Here is a 20,161-nt window from a genome sequence, read left to right as displayed (position 1 = left end):
CGACCCACCCTAAACACCCGTTCTGAAGCGGCTAACAGCACGCCAAGACACTGGGGCCGAAACCGGGGGCCTTTTCGGGGCTAACGGGTGCGGCGGGAGCTTGTTTTCTTGTGTGAGAGGCCGATGGCTGGGGTGGTAGGATTCGAACCTACGGTACACGGTACCAAAAACCGCTGCCTTACCACTTGGCTACACCCCATCGGTGAGGCGCTGTCTAAAGTTTGTTTCGGGAGGGCGCAAGAGGGTTTCTGGAAAAAAAATGCACTTCTTATCAAATTCGCCGGCGCGGGGTCCGGACGGACCTTGGCCGGGCGGGCCCGCGGCCGGAGGTCGGACGGTAATGGGCGTAGTTTGAGGGGCTTAGGATGCAGGGCGCGGGCCGGTGCCGGCCCCCGGCGGGGCTCCCCTCCGGAGCGCCGGGGGGCGCTGCGGAGGGGCCGGGCAGCGCTTCAGGCGGCCCGCCGCCGCAGGTCCGGATTCAGCGCTGGCCGGAGAAGCAGCAGGCAGGGTGCGGCGGCAGGGCGGCACCTCCGGCGGCGGGTTCGCAACCGGTCAGACGGCCGGAGATGGCGCTGATCGCGGCCGGCCACGATCTCCTTGCTGACCGTGACCGGCAGGGTGCCGGTGAGCCCGCCGCCGCAGCAACGCCGCAGCCCGCTGCGGGCTGCTGGGGCAGCTACTCCGGCACGCCCGCCTCGCGCAGCGCCAGCGCCCAGTCGCGACCGGCAGGACTCATCGCGGCGGGGTTGTCGCGCTGGTAATGCGACAGGCAGAAGCCGGGCGCCGCCTCGAGCAGGGATTTTACCGTGTCGCGCGCCTCGTCGCCGCGGCCGGACATCTGAAGCGCAATCGCCTTGGAGCGCAGCGGCACCGGGAAGGCGCCCTTGGCCTCCAGCGAGCGGTCGGCCAGCTCGATGGCGCGGCCGTAGTTCCGGGCCGACAGGTTCGCCACCGCAGACATTGCGTCGAAGTAATAACGCTGCGGCCCCAGCGGGGTCAGGCGGCAGGCGGCATCGGTGAGCTGCACCGCCTCCTCCGGCATGTCCTGGTAAGCGCGGGTGGTGCCCTTGAGCAGCAGGGCGAGCGCCTCGTTCGGGTTATCGCGCAGGGCGAGATCGTAGGAATCCTGCGCCGAGTCGAAGTGGAACATCAGGTTGCTGGAGATCATCCCGTTCAGCGTATGCGCGAGCGAGAAGCCGGGCGCAGCGCGGATCGCGGCGGCGGCCATCCGGCTCGCCATCCGGCTGTCGTGCTCGCGGTCGGGCGAGAGCCCCTTTTCGACCCGCATCACATGCCAGAAGCCCATCCAGGTGAGCGCCAGCGGATGTTCGGGCTCGCGCGCGATCAGCCGGGTCAGCACCTCCTGCGCCTGCTGATACCTGGCCGCGTCCATTTCCTGCATCAGCGAGATCGCCGCCATCAGGAGCGTGTGGCTGCCGAGCGAGGACAGCGGTTTGAAGCTGGCCAGGCGCACCGCCTCAGCGGCGGCGGTCTGGCCGATCTGCTGGGTGGCGTTGCTGAGGATGGCGCTGCGCCCCTCCATCAGCCCGCTGAGGGAGCCTTCGAAGCTGCGCGACCAGATCACCTTTTCGCGCACCGCATCATGGAGGTCGATCTCGGCCCGGAATCGGCGGCCATCTTCGCTGCTGATGACGGTGCCGGAGACCAGGTAATCCACGCCCGCAAGCGCGGAAACATCCGCTGGCCGCACGCTGGCCGGGTCGAAGGTGCGCGAGGCAAGGTAGGAGGTGACCGAGAAGGCCCAGCTGCGCGACAGGTGGCGGGACAGCTCCTCCGACATCAATTCGCCCAGGGGCTCCGGCGCGCCGCCGGGCGTGCGCTGCGCAAAGGGAAGCACTGCGATCGACGGCAGCAGTTTGTCGAGGATCACCCGCCCCGGTGCGCGGACAGCGGCGCCCGCGGGCGCCCGGGCAAATTCTGCACGCGCCTGGCTCAGCCACTTGCCAAATGCGGCCTCATGCGGCAGCTCGAAGCCTTCCATGAACTCCGCCCCAGAGGTGGAGCTGTCCAGCTCCACCCGTGACAGGTCCAGCGTCACCCGCTCCCTGTTGGCAGTGATCAGCCCGGCCGCCTCCCCGCCGAGGTGGCGGCGCAGCGTCGACAGTGCTGTGCGCAGACTGGCCTTGGCCTGTTCCGGCTGCGCCAGGCACCAAAGCGTCTTTTCAAGGAAGGCCCGGGTCCGGATGCCGCCGTCGGCGGTTGAGAGGAGCGCCATCAGCGCCTGATGCTTGGCGCCCAGAGGAATGCCCGAGCCATCCGGACGGAAGACACCAAATGCCCCAAAACGGTAAATCTTTAGAAGAATACTCATGCCAACCCCCGCTTAGCGAAATTTGCACGCTTCGATTACACCACCATTACATTGTCTTGTATATATTTATTTTACAACCTAAAGGCGGTAGTATGAATGACTTTCCGATATGAGCTTTCGATAGAATATCGATCCAATAATCAGAAAATGCCTATCTATGAAACCAGCTTAGAAAAGTCGGAAAACCGCCGCAACGTGCATACCCGGCAGCTTTGGCTTCACATCCGACCTGTATCCGGAAAACCCCACAAAACCCCTTCTCCGGGCATTGCGGCGGCATTCAGTAGCCATGGGCTGAAGAAAGGTCGGAAAATGACAAGCTTCTCGGGCTATGGCGCGGCGCGGCCTCTTCCGGGATGAAATCCGAGTGCTGTACCGCAAGGGTATGAGCAGGCCGCCAGCGCGGCCTGCCCCGGGGAAAGGTTGCAGTTACTGGCGGCTCAGTTCTTTCCACTTGCCGCCTTCCACCACGGATATGACAATATCATCCGCACCGCGGTGGTCATCGGCGCCATAGGTGATCTGGGTATCGGTCAGCGCGTCGAAATAGTCCAGACTTTCCATTCCGGCAATGAAACTTTCGTGGGTGAGATCCGGCCCCGCCGCCTCCAGCGCGCGCACCAGCGTGTCGGCGGCGGAATAGCCGAGCATGGCAAAACCGCCCGCGGGCTGGCCGAATTCCGCTTCGTAGTCGGCCATGAACTTGGCCGGTGCCTCGTCTTCCGCACGGGCGATCAGGTCGGCCCAGCCCGCGGCGGCATAAAGCCCGTCGGTGACGCCGCCCGGCACCGCTGCCACCGCCTCAAGGAAGCCCGCGGAGGTATTCAGGAACTTCACGTCCTGCCAGCCCAGCTTCTTGGCAGTGCCGACAACGGTGATGCCCTGGCGCACGCCCAGTGCCAGGGCTACGATATCGCAGCCCGCCGCCTTCAGCTTGGTAAGCGAGCCGGTGAAGTCCAGTTCATCCGGCTTGTGCGTGGTCTCCGCCGCAAATGCGAGCCCCAGCTTATCCGCGGTTTCCTTCGCCGCCTCCTCGATTTCCTTGCCGAAATCGGAGGGTATATACATGGCACAGACTTCCTGCGCGCCATACTCGCCCGCGAGGTAGGTGACCCCGGCCGCTGTCTGATCGTAGTAGCTGGAGAATCCGATGAACTTGTTCGCCACCGGCTCCTGCAGCATCTGGCGCGCGGCGGTGAGGGGGCCGACGTTGGGAATGCCCTTGGGGTCCAGCAGCTTGAAGCCCGCGAGATTCATCGGTGTGCCGAGCGAGAGCAGCATGGCAAAGACCTGATCGCGGTTCAGCAGCTTGTTATAGCCCTGCATCGCGCGCGGGATCTGGTAGCCGTTGTCCTCCACCACAAAACGGATCTTTCGTCCATGCACGCCGCCCGCCGCGTTGGCTTCCGCAAAGCGCAGGTTGGCGCCGTTGACGGCAGGCACGCCCACCGCGGCAAAGATGCCGCTGAGGTCATTGACCGAACCGATCACCACCTCGCTGTCGCTCACCCCTTGCGTTTCCGCCATCACGCCCGTGCCGCAGGCCAGTGCCGCCGCGGCAAGTGTGGATGCCAGCTTTCCTTTAAGTGTCTTCATATACGCCTCCTCCCTGGTTCCGGGCCCCTGCCCGCATAGTCAGTACATACTGTCGATCAGATCCTTGTGCTTCCGCTCCACCAGCCCGCGCTTGAGCTTCATGGTGGCGGTCAGCTCCTCGTCCTCGGCGGTGAGCAGCACGTTGATCAGGCGAAAGTCCTTGATCTGCTCGACCCGGGCAAACTCGCGGTTCACCGCCTCAACCTCCTGGCCGATCAGCTCCACCACCTCGACCGAGGCGCAAAGCGAGGCGAAGTCGCTGAAGGGGATCTTGCGGTCCTGCGCGAATTTCTCGACGTTTTCCTGGTCAATCATGATCAGGCAGGTCAGGTACTTGCGCCCGTCGCCGATCACTACCGCGTCGGAAATGTAATGCGAGAACTTGAGCCGGCTTTCGATTTCGGCCGGGGTGATGTTCTTGCCGCCCGCGGTAATCAGGATGTCCTTGATGCGGCCGGTGATGACCAGGCTGCCGCCCTCCTCCAGCCGCCCGGCATCGCCGGTGCGCAGCCAGCCGTCCTCGGTGAAGGTTTCGGCAGTTTTCTCCGGGTTCCGCCAGTAGCCCTGGAAGGAATTCAGCCCGCGGGTCTGGATCTCACCGTCCGGCGCGATGCGCAACTCTGTGCCAGGCACCGCTGGACCCACCGTGCCGGGGCGGTTGGCGGCGAGCGTGTTCACCGTGGCAAGCCCCGCGTTTTCGGTCATGCCGTAGCCTTCGATCAGCGGCACGCCGATCGCCCAGTACCATTCCAGAAGCGCGGGCGAGACCGGCGCTGCCCCGGTGCCGCCGCGGCGCAGCCGGTCCAGTCCCAGCATCCGGCGCAGGTTGCGCAGAACCGCAAAGTCCCAAAAGGCATAGGCCGCGGCTACACTGCCCGGCGCCGCCTCCCCGCGCATCGCGTATTTTGCCCGCGCGCGCCCGGCCTTGACTGCCTGGTTGAAGGCCCAGCGCCCCAGCGGCGTTGCCTCCTGCGCCAGCACCAAGACCTGGGAATAGACCTTCTCCCACACTCGCGGCACCGCAAAGAAGGTCGCGGGCGAGACCTCCTGCATGTTGGCAAAGACCGTCTCCGGGCTTTCGGCGAAGTTCACCGTGCTGCCCGCTGCCAGCGGGAAATAGACCGAAACGTTGCGCTCCAGGATATGGCAGAGCGGCAGGAAGCAGAGCTGCTCGTCGGTGGACAGGCATTCGAGAACGCGCGCGCCGGCCTCGGCGGAGGCGAGGATGTTCTCATGGCTCAGCATCGCGCCCTTGGGCGGGCCGGTGGTGCCGGAGGTGTAGATCAGCAGCGCGGTGTCATCCGCCTTGGACTTGGCGATCTCGGCCTCAAACGCACCGGGGTGGTCGGCCTCATACTGCTGGCCCAGCGCATAAAGCTCGTCGAGGAACAGGCATTTGCTGTGATCAAGCCCATGCAGCCCCTCGCGTTCCAGCAGGATCACGGTCTGCACATGCGGCACCTCGGCCTCGATCTCCAGGAACTTGTCGAGCTGCTCGTCATCCTCCGCGATCAGGAAGCGGCTGCCGCTGTTGGTTAGCAGGTAGGCAAGCTGCTTGGCGGAATCGGTGGTGTAGACGCCCGAGGCAATGCCGCCCGCGCCCTGTATCCCCATGTCTGCATAGAGCCACTCCTTGCGGTCCTCCGACAGGATCGAGACCACCTCGCCGCGCTGCATCCCCAGCGCCATCAGGCCAAGGCCGATCCACTTGGCGCGGTCCCAGTAGTCCTGCCAGGAATAGGACTTCCAGATCCCCATGTCCTTTTCCCGGTGCGCGGTGCGGCGGCCCTGTTCGGCGCAGCGGCGGGCAAAGAGCTTGGCGAGCGTGTCGCAGCCGTCCACCGTGACCGGGCGCTGGCCGGGGGTGGCGTTGTAGGACACGCCGTTGAGCGTGACCTGCGGGTGAACCGGCTGCTCCCCTGACCCTTGGCTTTCGTCCCTCATGCCTCTCTCCGCCATATTCATGCCCAAGCGCCCTTCGCTCTACGCCTCGTCACCGCCCCGTTACCGCCAGGTTTTCTTGCGCTTCCAGCGTGTCTCGCCGCGCTGGCCCGCGGCCTGCTGGCCGAGGTAGAAGGCCTTGATGTCCTCGCTCTCCATCAGCCGCTCGGCGCTGCCGTCCATCACGATACGGCCCGTCTCCATCACATAGCCCACGTCGGCGAGTTCGAGCGCAATGCGGGCGTTCTGTTCGACCAGCACCATGGTCACGCCCTCCTCGGCGTTCAGGCGCCGCAGGATGGCGAAGATCTCCTGCACCAAGAGCGGAGACAGCCCCAGCGACGGCTCGTCCAGGAGCATGATCTTCGGCCGCAGCATCAGCCCGCGGCCGATCGCCAGCATCTGCTGCTGCCCGCCCGAGAGCGTGCCCGCCTCCTGCCGCCGCCGCTCGGCCAGCACCGGGAAGTAGGAGAACACTTTCTCCCGGTCGCGCTCGATCTCGGCGCGCCCCTGGCGGGTGTAGGCGCCGAGGCTGAGGTTCTCGTCCACGGTCAGCAGCGGAAACACCTCGCGCCCCTCGGGCACATGCACGATGCCCTTCTGTACGATGCTGTGCGGCTCCTGCCCCTGGATCGGCTCGCCCTGGAACAGCACCTCGCCCTTCTCCGGGTCCATGATGCCGGAGATCGTCTTCAGCAGCGTCGACTTGCCCGCGCCGTTGGCGCCCAGCACGGTTACCACCTGCCCGGCGTCGACCTTGAGCGAAACGCCGCGGATCGCCATCACCGGGCCGTAGAAGCTTTCGAGGTTGCGGATTTCCAGCACCGGCGCCCCCATCACGCGGCCCCCGCGCCGAGATAGGCCTCGATCACCGCCGGATGGGCCTGCACCTCGGCGGGCGTGCCCTCGGCGAGCTTGGCGCCATCGGCCAGCGCCAGCACCCGGTCGCAAACGCCCGAGACCAGCCCCATGTCATGCTCCACCATCAGAACCGTGATCCCCATCTGGCGGCGGATGTCGTCGATCCACCAGCGCATGTCCCGCGTCTCCTCCACCGACAGGCCCGAGGCGGGCTCGTCCAGCAGCAGGAGCCGCGGCCCGGAGGCGAGCGCCCGGCCCAGCTCCACCACCTTGCGCACCCCGTAAGGCAGCCCGGCAATGCGCTTGTCGCGGTAGGGCTGGAGGTCGAGGAAATCGATCACCTCCTCCACCGCGGCCCGGTGGCGGTGCTCCTCGCGGCGCACGCGCGGGGTGAAGAACAGCTCCTCCAGCAGCGTGCTGCGCCGGTGCCGGTGCCGCCCGACCAAGAGGTTCTGCAAGACGGTGGCCTGATCGAACAGCTCGATGTTCTGGAAGGTGCGGGCAATGCCGAGGTCGGCGACCTCGTCCGGCTTGCGGGTGAGCAGGTCCTGCCCGTCGAAGCTGATGCGCCCGGCGAAGGGGTCGTAAAACCGCGAGATCAGGTTGAACACGGTGGATTTCCCCGCCCCGTTCGGCCCCACGATGGCATAGACCTCGCCCTCCTCGACCGAGAAGCTCAGGTCGTTCACCGCCACCACGCCGCCGAATTTCAGCGTGGCGTTTTCCACTTGCAGCAGGCTCATCTCAGCCGCTCCGTCTTGAGGTAGCTTTTCTGGCGGCGGAACATGTCCTTGCGGGCAAAGGGGAACAGTTCGAGCCAGGTGCGGATCTTCAGCCAGCGGCCATAAAGCCCCATCGGCTCGAACAGGATGAAGAGGATCAGGATCATCCCGAAGACGCCTGTCTCCAGCCCCGGGATCGCCACGCTGCCGCCGGTCACCGCATCGCGCAGGATCGCCAGCGCCTGCGGCAGGAAGGCGACCACGACGGCGCCCAGGAAGGCGCCGTGGATCGTCCCCAGCCCGCCGATCACGATCATCATCAGAAGCGTGATGGAGATCACCAGCGAGAACGTCTCGTTGTTGAAGGCGCCCGCGTAATAGCCCATCAGCGCGCCCGCCCAGCCGGTGATCATGCAGCTGAGCCCGAAGGCCATCGCCTTGGTTCGCGCGATATGCACGCCCATCGCGGCGGCGGAAACCTCGCTGTCGCGCACCGCGGCAAAGGCGCGGCCCAAGGGCGCGCGCAGCAGGTTGCGGTAGAACAGCGTGCAGATCACGGTCACTGCAAGCACCAGGTAGTAGAAGCGCGCGGGCATGGTCCAGCGCTCGATCTCGAAGCCGAAGATGGTGATCATCTCCGGGAACTTGCCCGACACGCCGCCGGTCCAGGGTTCCAGGAGCACGATGATGTCATCGGCCAGGATCGACAGCGCGATGGTGGCAATGGCGAGGTAGATGCCATGCAGCCTGAGCGCCGGAATCGCGATCAGCACGCCCGCGAGGCCCGTCAGGATGCCCGCCAGCGGAAAGGCAAGGATGAAGGGCAGCCCGGCCTCGATCAGGATGGTGTTGGTATAGCAGCCCAGCGCCAGGAAGGCCGCATGGCCCAAGCTCACCTGCCCGGTCTGGCCCGTCAGCAGCATCAGCCCCAGCCCGGCGATGGCCCAGATCAGCACGTTGGTGACCTCGCCCAGGTAGAACTCGCTGACCAGCAGCGGCAGCAGCACCGCAACCAGCATCAGCGCGCCATAAAGGGCGGCGGTCCAGGCATCGGGAAACAGGCGGATGTCATGCTCGTAGGAGGTCTTGAAATGAATGCGCATGAGCTCAGACCTTCTTCACCCGGACCTGGCTGAACAGCCCGTGCGGGCGGAACACCAGCACCGCAAGCAGCAGCGCGTAAGGCGCGATCTGCGAATAGCCCGCCGCAAGATACCGCGCCGCGAAAGGCTCGATCACGCCGACGATCAGCCCGCCCGCAAGCGCGCCCGGCAGCGAGCCGAAGCCGCCGATCACCGCCGCAGCAAAGGCCTTGATCCCCAACAGTCCCGCGTTGGGGTCGATCGCGCCCTTGGAGGCAAAGAGGATGCCCGCCACCGCCGCGGTGGCGCCGGACAGCGCCCAGATCAGCCCATGCACCCGTTTGACCGGGATGCCCATGAAATAGGCCGCCATCTGGTTCTGGCTCGCCGCCTGCATCGCAAGCCCCAGCCGGGTGCGCTGGAAGAACTGGTAGAGCGCCACGGTCAGTGCCACGGTCACCACGATCACCGCCACATCCGCCAGCCCGAGCACGACGCCGCCAAGCTGCACGTCGCCCAGCGCCAGCGGGCTTTCCAGCGTCTGCGGCTCATGCCCCCAGATCAGCCCGGCGATGAAGCGGATCACGAAGCCCAGCGCGATTGTCAGGATCACCACCGCGGTCTGGCTCTCACCGAACAGGTGCCTGAGCAGGAAATGGTTCAGCAGGTAACCAAACCCCGCCATCACCGCGATCGCCAGCGGCGCCGCGATCCAGAATGGCAAGTGCAAATACTCGGCATTTGTGAACCCAAGAGTCACAAACGCCCCCAGCATCATGAAATCGCCCTGCGCGAAATTCACCGCCTCCGTCGCCTTGTAGATCAGCACAAATCCCAGCGCGATCAGCCCGTAGACGCAGCCATTCGCAAGCCCGCTCACCAGCAGTTGCAAGACGTCCAACATGTCCTCCCCCCGCCGCTTCGGGCGGTTCAGCGCCCGGGCGTTGCCGGGCTTTGGCGCCAATTACCGGGGCAGGCTGCGCGTTAGCGGCGGCCCGCACGCCCGGGGCGTCTGAGTTCAGGTTAGGAAGATATGAATCGGCCTGTCAATTCCATTGACCCCCGGAAACGCAACCAAAAATTGCACTTAACCCCGGCGGGTCCCCAGCATTATGCGCCCGCAGCACTGATTTTCCGCACCGCGGCACAATCAAGCGTTGCCCCGCGCCTGCCGCCGCAGCGCCGTGCAGAAACGCTCTGCCGCGGGTGACAGCAGATGTCCGTGCCGGACGCACAGACCCACCGAGCCGAGGGTGGAGGCGGTCTCCAACGGCAGCGCGCGCATCGCGCCGTTCTCCAGTTCGGGCCGCACCACGCCCTCGCTGATGAACCAGACCGCCCCATGCGCCAGAACGAAGCGGCGCCCGAAGGAGGGGGAGACGGACTCCACCGGGAAGCGCGGGGCGCTCAGGCCCTGTTCCAGCAGCAGCCGCTCCACCAGCGGCCGGATGATCGAACCCTCGGCAGGCAGGATCACCGGGTGCGCCTCCAGAGCGTCGCCCGGTATCTCCGCGACGTTCGCCAGCGGGTGATCCTGCGCCACTACCGCCACGACGCGCTCGCGGAACAACGGCTCGAAAGTGGCGCCCCCCATGTCCTCGGGCGCGGGCATCCGCCCCACCACGAGGTCCAGCGCGCCGCGGCTCAGCTGGTCCAGCAGATAACGGTTGTCGCCGGTCAGAACCGAGTAGCGCCCCGCAGCACCGCCCGCGCGCAAGGCAGCCAGCGTGTCCGGCACGAGCACCGAGGCGACTGTTGGCAGCGCACCGACGGCCACGCGCGGGCCGTCTTCCTCCCCCAGCTCCTGCAGCACCGCTACCCCGTCGCGCATCAGGGCAAGACTGCGTCCGGCGTAGTCGCGGAACATCTCGCCATAGGCGCTGAGCCTTATGCCGCGGCCGTGCTTCTCCACCAGCGGCTTGCCGCAGACCGCCTCCAGCTCGCGCAGGGCGCGGGTGACCGCCGGCTGGGTCAGTCCCAGCGCCACGGCAGCCTGGGTCACGCTCTGCTTGCGGGCGACCTCAGCAAAGATCTCCAGATGCCTGAGCTTCAGGACGGAAGACAAACGCATATCCATGGGGTTATCTTTCACTACCGGATTAGCCATTATACAGGTCAATTCCGGCATGCGATACTGCCCGCAACACGGGAGAGCAAGATGACAGAAAGCTGCCACGACCGCGGGATGGCGATACGGCGCCGAGTGCTGGGCGATGCCCATGTAGACCGGGCTGAGGCCGGCCGCACCGCGCTCGATGCGCCTTTCCAGGCGCTCATCACCGAGGCCGCCTGGGGCACGGTCTGGGCCTCGGACCGGATCAGCCTGCGTGAACGTTCGATGCTGACGCTGGCACTCCTCGCGGCGACCGGAAACTTCGACGAGATCCCGATGCATATCCGCGCCACCGCCAATACCGGCGCCAGCCAGGAAGACGTGCTGGAGGCCTTCCAGCACGTCGCGATCTATGCGGGTGTGCCGCGTGCCAACCACGCGCTGAAACTTGCCAAGGCCACCTATGCCGAAATGGAGGCGGAGGCCACTGGGGACCAAAAGGAAGAAGGAGGATCCTGATGCCGGATGACGGCGACTTCTACCCGCGCGACCGGCGCTGGCACCCGCCTGCCTTCGCGCCTGGCTACAAGACCTCGGTCACCCGCTCGCCGCGCCTGCCGCTGATCAGCCTGGCCAGCACCGAAAGCGAGCGCCGCGGGCCTGCGTTTGGCCAGAACGCGATCGCCCCCGGCGACAACGACCTGCTGACAAACTTCGCAAAGCCTGGCGAAAGCCCGGTGGGCGAGCGCATCCTCCTGCACGGACGTGTGCTCGATGAAAACGCCCGCCCCGTGCCGGGCACACTGGTGGAGATCTGGCAGGCCAATGCCTCCGGCCGTTACCGCCACAAGAAGGACGGCTACCTCGGCGCGATGGACCCGAACTTCGGCGGCTGCGGGCGCACGCTGACCGGGAGCGAGGGGGAATATGCCTTCCGCACCGTGAAGCCCGGCGCCTACCCCTGGCGTAACGACGGCAACGACTGGCGGCCCGCGCATATCCATGTCTCGGTGTTCGGCACCGGCTTTGCCCAGCGGCTGATCACCCAGCTCTACTTCGAGGGCGACCCGCTGATCGCCCGCTGCCCGATCGTGAACACCATCCCCGACCCGCAAGCGGTGGAGATGCTGGTGGCAAAGCTGGACATGCAGGGCGCGGTGCCGCTCGACTGCCTCGCCTACCGCTTCGACATCGTCCTGCGCGGGCGCCGCTCCACCATGTTTGAGAACCGGCCGGAGGGGAACTGATGGTGACAGAACGTTTTGACAGGCTGAAGGAAACCCCGTCGCAGACCGCAGGCCCCTATGTGCACATTGGGCTGGCGCCCGCCGCCGCCGGGCTTGAGCGGCACCCGCGCCAGCTTGGCGAAATGATCGCGGGCCCCGGAGCCAAGGGCGAGCGCATCCGCGTGGAGGGCGTGATCCTTGACGGCACCGGCGCGCCGGTGAAAGACGCGCTGATCGAGGTCTGGCAGGCCGATGCCGAAGGCCGCTACCCGGAGCCGGCGGGCGCCGGCGAGACGTCGGCGCCCGCCGGCTGGGGCCGCGTGGTGCCCGACTTCGAAACCGGGGAATGGGGGTTCGACACGGTGAAGCCCGGGCCGGTGCCGGGGCCGGAAGGGCGGATGATGGCGCCGCATATCAGCTTCTGGATCGTTGCGCGGGGCATCAACGTAGGCCTTCAGACCCGCCTCTATTTCGGCGATGAGCCCGAGCTCAATGCCGCCGACCCGGTGCTTGCCCTGATCGAGGCGGAGACCCGCCGCGCCACCCTCATCGCCCGCCGCCAGCCCGGCAGCGGCACCCCCCTCTACCGGTTTGACATCCGCCTGCAATGCGGGGCAGAGACCGTTTTCTTCGACATCTGAAAGGGATCCGGCATGACCAAACCCTGCATCATCTGCGTTGCAATCACCGGCTCGGTGCCGACCAAGGAAAACAACCCCGCGGTGCCCGTCACCGTGGCCGAACAGGTGGAAAGCACCCACGAGGCTTTCGAGGCTGGCGCGTCCATTGCCCATTGCCACGTGCGCAACGACGATCAGACGCCGAGCTCCGACCCGGAGAAATTCGCCCGCCTGATGGAAGGGCTGCAAAAGCACTGCCCCGGCATGATCATCCAGCTCTCCACCGGCGGCCGCTCCGGCGCGGGGCGCGAGCGCGGCGGCATGCTCTCCTTGCGCCCCGACATGGCCTCGCTCTCGGTCGGTTCCAACAATTTCCCGACCCGCGTCTATGAAAACCCGCCCGAGCTGATCGACTGGCTGGCCTCGGAGATGCGCACCTATGACGTGAAGCCGGAGATCGAGGCCTTCGACCTCTCCCACATCCACCAGGCGGTGAAGATGAACCGCGAGGGGCGCATTCCCGGCAAGCTTTACGTGCAGTTCGTGATGGGCGTGAAGAACGCGATGCCGGTCGACCGCGATGTCTTCGACTACTACGTGAAGACCATGCAGCGGCTGGCGCCGGAAGCGGAATGGTGCGGCGCGGGCGTTGGCGCCGGGCAGATCCAGGTCAACGAATGGTCTATTGCGGCGGGCGGCCACACCCGCACCGGGCTCGAGGACAACATGCGGCTGGACCGCGGCACGCTCGCGCCCTCGAACGCCGCGCTGGTCAAACGCGCGGCGGAGCTCTGCGAAAAGTACGGGCGCCCCGTTGCCAGCTGGCAGCAGGCGCGCGAAATCCTTGAGCTGCGCCCCACCTGACGCCCTCCCCGCCTCACACCGCCCCGCCTCACACCGCTCCTGCGGCATGCCACCCGCGCCACCGCGGCCGCGCCACGCGATGGCGCGGACCGTGGCTCTGCTGCCGCTTTTGGACCGCGGGGCTCCCGCCCTGTCCTGCTAGGCTCCGCGCAGGCCCGCGACGCCAATGCCCGGTCCGGCCCGCCGCGCTTGCGCCAGCCAGCCAGCAAATGTAACGCTGGGGCAGCCGGACCGCACCAATGGGCCGTGTGCGGGCATCATATTTCACGGCGCGGGGTCTTGCCTGGCCCGCGCCCCCGAGGACAGGAACAAAGGAATCCGAACATGATCAAGACCCGCGCCGCCGTCGCCGTCGCCCCCGGAAAACCCTTGGAAATCATGGAAGTGAACCTCGAAGGCCCGAAGGCGGGCGAGGTCCTGGTGGAAATCAAGGCAACCGGCCTGTGCCACACCGACGAGTTCACCCGTTCCGGCGACGACCCCGAAGGCATTTTCCCCGCAATCCTCGGCCATGAGGGCGCGGGCGTGGTGGTCGAGGTCGGCGAAGGCGTGACCTCGCTGAAGCCCGGCGATCACGTAATCCCGCTCTACACGCCCGAATGCCGCGAATGCGAATACTGCCTCAACCCCAAGACCAACCTCTGCCAGGCGATCCGCTCAACCCAGGGCCAGGGCCTGCTGCCGGACGGCACCACCCGCTTCTCGATGCTTGATGGCACCCCGATCCACCACTACATGGGCTGCTCGACCTTCGCCAACCACACCGTGGTGCCGGAAATCGCGCTTGCGAAGATCCGCGAAGACGCGCCCTTCGACAAGGTCTGCTACATCGGCTGCGGCGTCACCACCGGCATCGGCGCGGTGATCAACACCGCCAAGGTGGAGATCGGCAGCCGCGCCATCGTCTTCGGCCTTGGCGGCATCGGGCTCAACGTGATCCAGGGCCTGCGGCTGGCGGGCGCCGACCAGATCGTCGGCGTCGACCTGAACCCCGGCAAGGTGGAGATGGCCGAGCACTTCGGCATGACCGATTTTGTGAATCCGTCCGAGGTAGAGGGCGATCTGGTCGCGCATCTGGTGGAGCTGACCAAGGGCGGCGCCGACTATACCTTTGACGCGACCGGCAACGTGCAGGTGATGCGCACCGCGCTGGAAGCTGCGCACAAGGGCTGGGGCGAGTCGATCATCATCGGCGTGGCGCCCGCGGGGGCAGAGATCTCCACCCGCCCCTTCCAGCTGGTGACCGGCCGCTCCTGGCGCGGCACCGCCTTTGGCGGCGCGAGCGGCAGAACCGATGTGCCGAAGATCGTCGACTGGTACATGAACGGCAAGATCGAGATCGACCCGATGATCACCCACAAGCTGACGCTGGATCAGATCAACGAAGGCTTTGACCTGATGCACGAAGGCAAGTCGATCCGCGCCGTGGTGGAATTCTGATCCGGGGCATCATCGCCGGAAAAGCAAGCGCAGGCCCCGGGGCCTGCGTTTTTTCGTTTGGGGTGCAGCAGGTTCATGCCCGAAAGGCCATAGAGACAAGAAAAACAAGCCGCGCATCGCCGGCGCGCGCGGGGGCGATCCGGACAGGCCAAACTGGCAGTTTATCCCCGCCAAATCCGTAGACCCGCTCGAGGGCATCCCAAGCCGCAGCCAAATCGCCGCCGCGAGGGGGCGCGGCGGCGATGCGCGGCGGCCTTCGGCCTTGTTCCGCGCTTGCTGGACCTGGAGACGCAGGATGCCTCCGGCGGGAGTATTTGGGGAAAGATGAAAGAGTTCGGCAGTGTCGCAGCGCTCATGATTGGCGCTCCGCCCGCGCCTCAAGTGAGACGCTGCACCGAGCGGCCAGCGCGCGGGGTTTGGCAGCCAAAAAGGACCGGGAAGGAAATCTTCGCCTGCATGCGAACTCCAGTGCAGTGACGGCCGCCTGCGGCCTGCCCGCCCCTCCGGCCCGGCCCCAGGCTGGTCAGTGCTTGCCGGGCGTAGCCTCCACCGCATCCAGACGCACGCCATAGCCCCAGAGGCGGCGCAGGTGCTTCAGGACCTCTTCCTGGTCCTCGTCCTGGAGGTGGATGCCGTCGCGCACGGTGTGGGTCAGTTTCAGCTCGCGGTCACCGCGGAGGTCGGCGTCGGTGACCTGGATGTCGGGCTCCAGATAGGCGAGGTCGTATTGCTTGGCGAGATCGCGGCGGATCGCGCGGTAGCCGGCCCGGTTGTGGATCTGGCTCACCACCAGGTTGGGCAGCTCGGCATCGTTGGTGAGGGTGAACAGCTTGAACTTGCGGATCAGATGCGGCGACAGGAACTGCTGGATGAAGCTTTCGTCGCGGTAATTCGCCCAGGCGTCGCGCAGCACGCGGCGCCAGTCGGGATCGCCGGCAAAATCGGGGAACCACTCGCGGTCCTCGTCGGTGGGGGTTTCGCAGATGCGGCGGATGTCCTGCATCATCGCAAAGCCCAGCGCGTATGGATTGATGCCGGAGAAGCGCGGATCGTCGAATTCGGGCTGCAGCACCACGTTGGTGTGGCTGTGCATCATCTCCATGAAGGCGCCCTCGGTGACCGCGCCGAGCTCGTAGAGCTTGTTGATGATGTAGTAATGCACGAAGGTCGCGCAGCCCTCGTTCATCACCTTGGTCTGCTTCTGCGGGTAGAGATACTGCGCCAGCATCCGCACGATGCGCAGGATCTCGCGCTGCCAGGCCTCCAGCACCGGGCTGTGCTTTTCCAGGAAGTAGAGGATGTTTTCCTGCGGCAGGTTCATCGCCTTGCGCCGGGCGCTGTAGGGCTCGTCCTTGATCTCCTCCAGCTTGTCGCGCCGCATCGTGCTGTCGGTCCAGATGTCGAGCACGCTCTGCCCGCTCTCGTAGCCCTCGCGCACCCGCTGCATCGCGGCCAGCTCCTCGGCGGTGGGCTTGGGCGGGCGGCCGTAGCGGAACACCCCCTGGGACTGCAGCGCGTGGGCGGCGTCCAGGACCTCCTCCACTGCGGTGAGCCCGTAGCGCTCCTCGCAGGCCGCGATGTAGTTCTTGGCAAAATGCAGGTAGTCGTGGATGCCCGAGGCATCGGTCCACTGCTGGAACAGGTAGTTGTTCTTGAAGAAGTGATTGTGGCCGAAGGCGGCATGCGCCATCACCAGCGTCTGCATCGCCATGGTGTTTTCTTCCATGTTGTAGCTGATGCAGGGGTTGGAGTTGATCACGATCTCATAGGCCAGGCCCTGGCGGCCGGTGCGGTAGAGCGCCTCGTCTCGGGCGAAATGCTTGCCGAAGGACCAGTGCTGATACATCAGCGGCAGGCCGACGCAGGAATAGGCATCCAGCATCTGCTCGGCGGAGATGATCTCGATCTGATTGGGGTAGACATCGAGCCCGAGGTCCTCGAGCGCGATCTGCTCGATCGCGTCGCGCGCCTTCTCCATCAGCTCGAAGGTCCATTCCGGCCCGTCGAACAGCGGCTCGCGCGCCGGTTCAGCTGCCCGCATGCTGCGCCCCTTTCACCTTGGGGAGGAAGAACTCCCGGAAAATCGGATAGATGTGGCCGGGCTGGGAGACCCGCTGCATCTCGAAATGCGCTGCCTGCGCCTTCACGTCACGGTAGTTTTGCCACAAGTCCTCCCCGGCCTCGGGGTTGTTGAGCAGCATCTCCGCCGCCTCGTCGACGATTTCCACATAAGCGTAGAACTGGCAGACCGGCAGCAGGTCATTCAGGAGCAGCGCCTTGCAGCGCGCCGAGTCGTTGCCGAAGTTCTCCCCGTCCGACGCCTGAGCGCCGTAGATGTTCCACTCGTCCGGCGGATAGCGGTCGGCAATGATCTCCTTCATTTTCTCCAGCGCCGTGGATACGATGGTGCCGCCGGTTTCGCGGGCGTAGAAGAAGGTCTCCTCATCCACCTCCTGCGCGTGGTGGGTATGGCGCACGAAGACCAGCTCGGTGTGCTCGTAGCAGCGGGCGAGGAACAGATGCAGAAGCAGGAAGAAGCGCTTGGCCAGGTCCTTCTCGCGCTCCTGCATCGAGCCCGAAACGTCCATCAGGCAGAATACCACGGCACGGGAATTGCGGATCTTCTCCGGCACGAACGTGTCATAGCGCAGGTCGAGCGGGTCGATGTAGCCGACCACCTTGCGTTTGCGGCGGATGCCGTCGAGCCGGGCCTGCAGCGCGAGCAGCAGCTGTTCCTCCTCTGCGGTGCGGGGATCGCGTGCTTCGAGCTCCGCCACCTCCGCCTCCAGATCCTTCTGGGCCTGCGTGCTGGGCCGCTGCAGGGCGATGCGGCGGCCCAGCGAGTTGCGCATGGTGCGCACAAGATTGAGGTTGTTCGGCGTGCCCGCCGTGGTGAGACCGGCGCGGCGTATGCCGATGGTTTCGGTCTCCACCGTGGCCTTCTCCACCAGGTCGGGCAGTTCCAGCCCGTCGAAGAGGATCTCCAGGTATTCGTCCTGGGTCAGGGTAAAGGAAAACTCGTCCTCGCCATCGCCGTCTTCGGAGGCCTTGCGGCCGCCCTCGCCGGCGCCGCCCTGGGGCCGTTTGATGGTGTCGCCGACCACAAAGTCCTTGTTGCCCGGCAGGACGTGACGGCGCACCCCGCCCTTGCCGGAGTGGAAGAACCGCGGCTCCTTCAGCCCCCGGGACGGGATGGTGACCTTCTCGCCTTCATCCGGCACGCCGCTGCCGCTCTGTATCGACTTGCCGCGGACCGACTGATCTACGCGCTCCTTGATATTCTCCCGGGCCCGCCGCAGGAACCGCTGGCGGTTCCCGAGGCTCTTGCCCTTGGGGTTGGAGCGCCTGTCGATGAAATGATGCATCTGGGGGTGCGCTCCTCTCTTAGCCCGCCTTGTTGACGCGCATGTACCATTCGACCAGGCGCCGGACCTGGCGGTCGGTGTAGCCGTGGCCGCGCATCCGCTCGACGAACTCCTGGTGCTTGCTTTCGGTTTTGCTGTCCTTCTTCGATCCGAAGGAGATCACCGGCAGCAGCTCCTCGACCTGGGAGAACATGTGCTTCTCGATCACGTCGCGCAGCTTCTCGTAGGAGTTCCAGGCAGGATTGGACCCGGTATTGGCACGGTGGCGCAGGGCGAATTTGACGACCTCGTTGCGGAAGTCCTTGGGATTGGCGATGCCGACCGGCTTCTCGATCTTCGAAAGCTCCGCATCCAGCACCTCGCGGTTGTAAAGCTGGCCGGTGTCGGGATCCTTGTAGTCCTGCTCCTCGATCCAGGCATCGGCATAGGCGATGTAGCGGTCGAAGACATTCTGGCCGTATTCGGTATAACTTTCGAGGTACGCCTTCTGGATTTCGTTGCCGATGAACTCCTCATAGCGCGGCGCCAGTTCGGTCTTGATGAACTCCAGGTACTTCTGTTCGGTCTCCTGGGGGAACTGCTCGCGCTTGATCATCTGCTCGAGCACATACATCAGGTGCACCGGATCCGCGGCGACCTCCTCGGTATCGAAGTTGAACACGCCCGACAGAACCTTGAAGGCAAAGCGGGTGGAGATGCCGTTCATGCCCTCATCGACGCCGGCCCGGTCCTGGTATTCCTGCACGGTCTTCGCCTTGGGGTCGGTGTCCTTCAGGCTTTCGCCGTCATAGACCCGCATCTTCGAGTAGAGGTTGGAGTTCTCATGCGGCTTCAGCCGGGTCAGCACCGAGAAGCGCGACAGGATCTTCAGCGTTTCCGGCGCGCAGGGCGCATCGCGCAGCTCGCTGTTCTCGATCAGCTTCTCGTAGATCTGCGATTCCTCGGTCACCCGCAGGCAGTAAGGCACCTTGACGATCGACACCCGGTCGATGAAGGCCTCGTTGTTCTTGTTGTTCTTGAACTGCTGCCACTCGCTTTCGTTGGAATGCGCGAGGATCAGCCCGCTGAAGGGGATGGCGCCGAAGCTTTCGGTGCCCATGTAGTTGCCTTCCTGGGTCGCCGTCAGCAGCGGGTGCAGCATCTTGATCGGCGCCTTGAACATCTCGACGAACTCCAGGATCCCCTGGGTGGCGCGGTTCAGACCGCCGGAGAAGCTGTAGGCGTCGGGATTGTCCTGGCTGTAGTGCTCGAGCTGGCGGATATCGACCTTGCCGACCAGGGTTGAAATGTCCTGGTTGTTCTCGTCGCCCGGCTCCACCTTCGCCACGCAGATCCGGCGCAGCCGCGAGGGATGCATCTTCACCACCGAGAACTTGTTGATATCGCCGTCGAATTCATCCAGCCGCTGCACCGCCCAGGGCGACATCAGCCCCGGCAGCCGGTGCTGCGCAATGCCGTATTCATCGGCCAGGATCTTGCCCATGCGGACCGGATCGAACAGGCCAAGCGGGCTTTCGAAGATCGGCGAGATCTGGTCGCCCGCCTTCAGCACGTAGATCGGCTGATCTTCCATCAGCCGCTTCAGCCGCTCCGCGAGGGAGGATTTGCCGCCGCCGACCGGGCCCAGCAGGTAGAGGATCTGCTTGCGCTCTTCCAGGCCTTGCGCGGCGTGGCGGAAGAAGCCCACGATGCGCTCGATCGTGTCCTCCATTCCGTAGAAATCGTGAAAGGCGCTGTAGCGCTTGATGGTCCGGTTCTGAAAGATCGGGCCCAGCCGGGAGTTCTTGGAGGTATCGACCAGCTCACGTTCGCCGATGGCATTCAACATCCTCTCGGCCACATTCGCGTAGAGGCTGGGATCGTCGCGGCAGGTGTTGAGATACTCCTGCAGCGGCATTTCCTGCTCGCGCGTCTGGCCGTACTGCTCTGCAAAAAGTTCGGCAATGTCTTTCATCGTGGATCAAGCCTCCTGGGTTTGCTTCGCGCCGTTCCTCCTGGCGTGTTGTTCGCACACGGACAGAGAGGGGCTCTCGCGTGGGCCGAAAGTGTCCGCGTTGGT

16 protein-coding genes and 1 tRNA gene are annotated in these 20,161 nt (G+C 65.4%); 5 read left to right on the top strand and 12 right to left on the bottom strand.

Annotated elements, in window-relative coordinates:
- Window positions 1-124: 124 nt before the first annotated feature.
- From ACOHWE_RS14480 to pcaQ, 9 genes are all read right to left on the bottom strand, one after another.
- Window positions 125-199, bottom strand: a tRNA-Gln gene (locus tag ACOHWE_RS14480).
- Window positions 200-676: 477 nt separating this feature from the next.
- On the bottom strand, window positions 677-2,332 hold the full coding sequence (locus ACOHWE_RS14475; RefSeq protein ID WP_420667371.1) for a transcriptional regulator: 1,656 nt from the start codon (window positions 2,330-2,332) through the stop codon (window positions 677-679).
- 429 nt (window positions 2,333-2,761) lie between these two features.
- On the bottom strand, window positions 2,762-3,928 hold the full coding sequence (locus ACOHWE_RS14470) for an ABC transporter substrate-binding protein (protein ID WP_420667370.1): 1,167 nt from the start codon (window positions 3,926-3,928) through the stop codon (window positions 2,762-2,764).
- Window positions 3,929-3,967: 39 nt separating this feature from the next.
- A complete protein-coding gene (locus ACOHWE_RS14465; protein WP_420667368.1) occupies window positions 3,968-5,872 on the bottom strand; it encodes an AMP-dependent synthetase/ligase in 1,905 nt (634 codons plus the stop codon).
- Between the two features lie 60 nt (window positions 5,873-5,932).
- Window positions 5,933-6,706 carry an ABC transporter ATP-binding protein gene (locus ACOHWE_RS14460; RefSeq protein ID WP_420667367.1) on the bottom strand — a complete coding sequence of 258 codons (774 nt, stop codon included), beginning with the start codon at window positions 6,704-6,706 and terminating at the stop codon, window positions 5,933-5,935.
- Entirely contained in the window at window positions 6,706-7,473 is a 768-nt protein-coding gene (locus ACOHWE_RS14455; RefSeq protein WP_420667366.1) for an ABC transporter ATP-binding protein, read from the bottom strand. Before ACOHWE_RS14455 ends, ACOHWE_RS14460 begins: the two co-directional genes overlap by 1 nt.
- Entirely contained in the window at window positions 7,470-8,555 is a 1,086-nt protein-coding gene (locus ACOHWE_RS14450) for a branched-chain amino acid ABC transporter permease (RefSeq protein WP_420667364.1), read from the bottom strand. Before ACOHWE_RS14450 ends, ACOHWE_RS14455 begins: the two co-directional genes overlap by 4 nt.
- A 4-nt stretch (window positions 8,556-8,559) precedes the next feature.
- Window positions 8,560-9,435: a branched-chain amino acid ABC transporter permease gene (locus ACOHWE_RS14445; RefSeq protein WP_420667384.1), complete on the bottom strand. Its 876-nt coding sequence runs from the start codon at window positions 9,433-9,435 to the stop codon at window positions 8,560-8,562.
- 249 nt (window positions 9,436-9,684) lie between these two features.
- Window positions 9,685-10,605, bottom strand: a complete 921-nt coding sequence (gene pcaQ / locus ACOHWE_RS14440) for a pca operon transcription factor PcaQ (protein WP_420667363.1) — start codon at window positions 10,603-10,605, stop codon at window positions 9,685-9,687.
- An 87-nt stretch (window positions 10,606-10,692) separates the two neighbouring features.
- On the opposite strand from pcaQ, the gene pcaC reads away from it, so the two are divergent.
- The 5 genes from pcaC (at window position 10,693) to ACOHWE_RS14415 (ending at window position 14,737) form a co-directional block, all read left to right on the top strand.
- Window positions 10,693-11,106 (top strand): 4-carboxymuconolactone decarboxylase, encoded by a 414-nt coding sequence (gene pcaC, locus ACOHWE_RS14435; protein ID WP_420667362.1) that lies wholly within the window; start codon window positions 10,693-10,695, stop codon window positions 11,104-11,106.
- Window positions 11,106-11,834 (top strand): protocatechuate 3,4-dioxygenase subunit beta, encoded by a 729-nt coding sequence (pcaH, locus tag ACOHWE_RS14430; RefSeq protein WP_420667361.1) that lies wholly within the window; start codon window positions 11,106-11,108, stop codon window positions 11,832-11,834. The genes pcaC and pcaH overlap by 1 nt, the downstream gene beginning before the upstream one ends.
- A 2-nt stretch (window positions 11,835-11,836) precedes the next feature.
- On the top strand, window positions 11,837-12,454 hold the full coding sequence (pcaG, locus tag ACOHWE_RS14425) for a protocatechuate 3,4-dioxygenase subunit alpha (RefSeq protein WP_420667382.1): 618 nt from the start codon (window positions 11,837-11,839) through the stop codon (window positions 12,452-12,454).
- Between the two features lie 12 nt (window positions 12,455-12,466).
- Window positions 12,467-13,297: a 3-oxoadipate:acetyl-CoA acetyltransferase gene (locus tag ACOHWE_RS14420; protein WP_420667360.1), complete on the top strand. Its 831-nt coding sequence runs from the start codon at window positions 12,467-12,469 to the stop codon at window positions 13,295-13,297.
- A 324-nt stretch (window positions 13,298-13,621) separates the two neighbouring features.
- Window positions 13,622-14,737 (top strand): S-(hydroxymethyl)glutathione dehydrogenase/class III alcohol dehydrogenase, encoded by a 1,116-nt coding sequence (locus tag ACOHWE_RS14415; protein ID WP_420667359.1) that lies wholly within the window; start codon window positions 13,622-13,624, stop codon window positions 14,735-14,737.
- A 523-nt stretch (window positions 14,738-15,260) separates the two neighbouring features.
- On the opposite strand, the gene ACOHWE_RS14410 is transcribed toward ACOHWE_RS14415, so the two are convergent.
- The 3 genes from ACOHWE_RS14410 to ACOHWE_RS14400 are packed head-to-tail and all read right to left on the bottom strand — an operon-like array spanning window position 15,261 to window position 20,056.
- Entirely contained in the window at window positions 15,261-16,778 is a 1,518-nt protein-coding gene (locus tag ACOHWE_RS14410) for a SpoVR family protein (RefSeq protein WP_420667358.1), read from the bottom strand.
- Window positions 16,765-18,102 carry a YeaH/YhbH family protein gene (locus tag ACOHWE_RS14405; protein ID WP_420667357.1) on the bottom strand — a complete coding sequence of 446 codons (1,338 nt, stop codon included), beginning with the start codon at window positions 18,100-18,102 and terminating at the stop codon, window positions 16,765-16,767. The genes ACOHWE_RS14410 and ACOHWE_RS14405 overlap by 14 nt, the downstream gene beginning before the upstream one ends.
- Window positions 18,103-18,121: 19 nt before the next feature.
- Window positions 18,122-20,056 carry a PrkA family serine protein kinase gene (locus ACOHWE_RS14400; RefSeq protein WP_420667355.1) on the bottom strand — a complete coding sequence of 645 codons (1,935 nt, stop codon included), beginning with the start codon at window positions 20,054-20,056 and terminating at the stop codon, window positions 18,122-18,124.
- Window positions 20,057-20,161 lie beyond the last annotated feature (105 nt).

The sequence above is a fragment of the Cribrihabitans neustonicus genome (assembly GCF_048820895.1).
GTDB lineage: Bacteria > Pseudomonadota > Alphaproteobacteria > Rhodobacterales > Rhodobacteraceae > Cribrihabitans_A > Cribrihabitans_A neustonicus.
This window is presented reverse-complemented; position numbering and strand designations above follow the sequence as displayed.

Bases quoted from the DNA above. Each gene is read 5' to 3' on its own strand.
- ACOHWE_RS14405 (WP_420667357.1), bottom strand. From the start codon at position 18,102: ATGCATCATTTCATCGACAGGCGCTCCAACCCCAAGGGCAAGAGCCTC.
- ACOHWE_RS14420 (WP_420667360.1), top strand. From the start codon at position 12,467: ATGACCAAACCCTGCATCATCTGCGTTGCAATCACCGGCTCGGTGCCG.
- ACOHWE_RS14465 (WP_420667368.1), bottom strand. From the start codon at position 5,872: ATGAGGGACGAAAGCCAAGGGTCAGGGGAGCAGCCGGTTCACCCGCAG.
- ACOHWE_RS14400 (WP_420667355.1), bottom strand. From the start codon at position 20,056: ATGAAAGACATTGCCGAACTTTTTGCAGAGCAGTACGGCCAGACGCGC.
- ACOHWE_RS14415 (WP_420667359.1), top strand. From the start codon at position 13,622: ATGATCAAGACCCGCGCCGCCGTCGCCGTCGCCCCCGGAAAACCCTTG.
- ACOHWE_RS14455 (WP_420667366.1), bottom strand. From the start codon at position 7,473: ATGAGCCTGCTGCAAGTGGAAAACGCCACGCTGAAATTCGGCGGCGTG.
- pcaC (WP_420667362.1), top strand. From the start codon at position 10,693: ATGACAGAAAGCTGCCACGACCGCGGGATGGCGATACGGCGCCGAGTG.
- ACOHWE_RS14470 (WP_420667370.1), bottom strand. From the start codon at position 3,928: ATGAAGACACTTAAAGGAAAGCTGGCATCCACACTTGCCGCGGCGGCA.
- ACOHWE_RS14410 (WP_420667358.1), bottom strand. From the start codon at position 16,778: ATGCGGGCAGCTGAACCGGCGCGCGAGCCGCTGTTCGACGGGCCGGAA.
- ACOHWE_RS14460 (WP_420667367.1), bottom strand. From the start codon at position 6,706: ATGGGGGCGCCGGTGCTGGAAATCCGCAACCTCGAAAGCTTCTACGGC.
- ACOHWE_RS14450 (WP_420667364.1), bottom strand. From the start codon at position 8,555: ATGCGCATTCATTTCAAGACCTCCTACGAGCATGACATCCGCCTGTTT.
- pcaQ (WP_420667363.1), bottom strand. From the start codon at position 10,605: ATGCGTTTGTCTTCCGTCCTGAAGCTCAGGCATCTGGAGATCTTTGCT.
- pcaH (WP_420667361.1), top strand. From the start codon at position 11,106: ATGCCGGATGACGGCGACTTCTACCCGCGCGACCGGCGCTGGCACCCG.
- ACOHWE_RS14475 (WP_420667371.1), bottom strand. From the start codon at position 2,332: ATGAGTATTCTTCTAAAGATTTACCGTTTTGGGGCATTTGGTGTCTTC.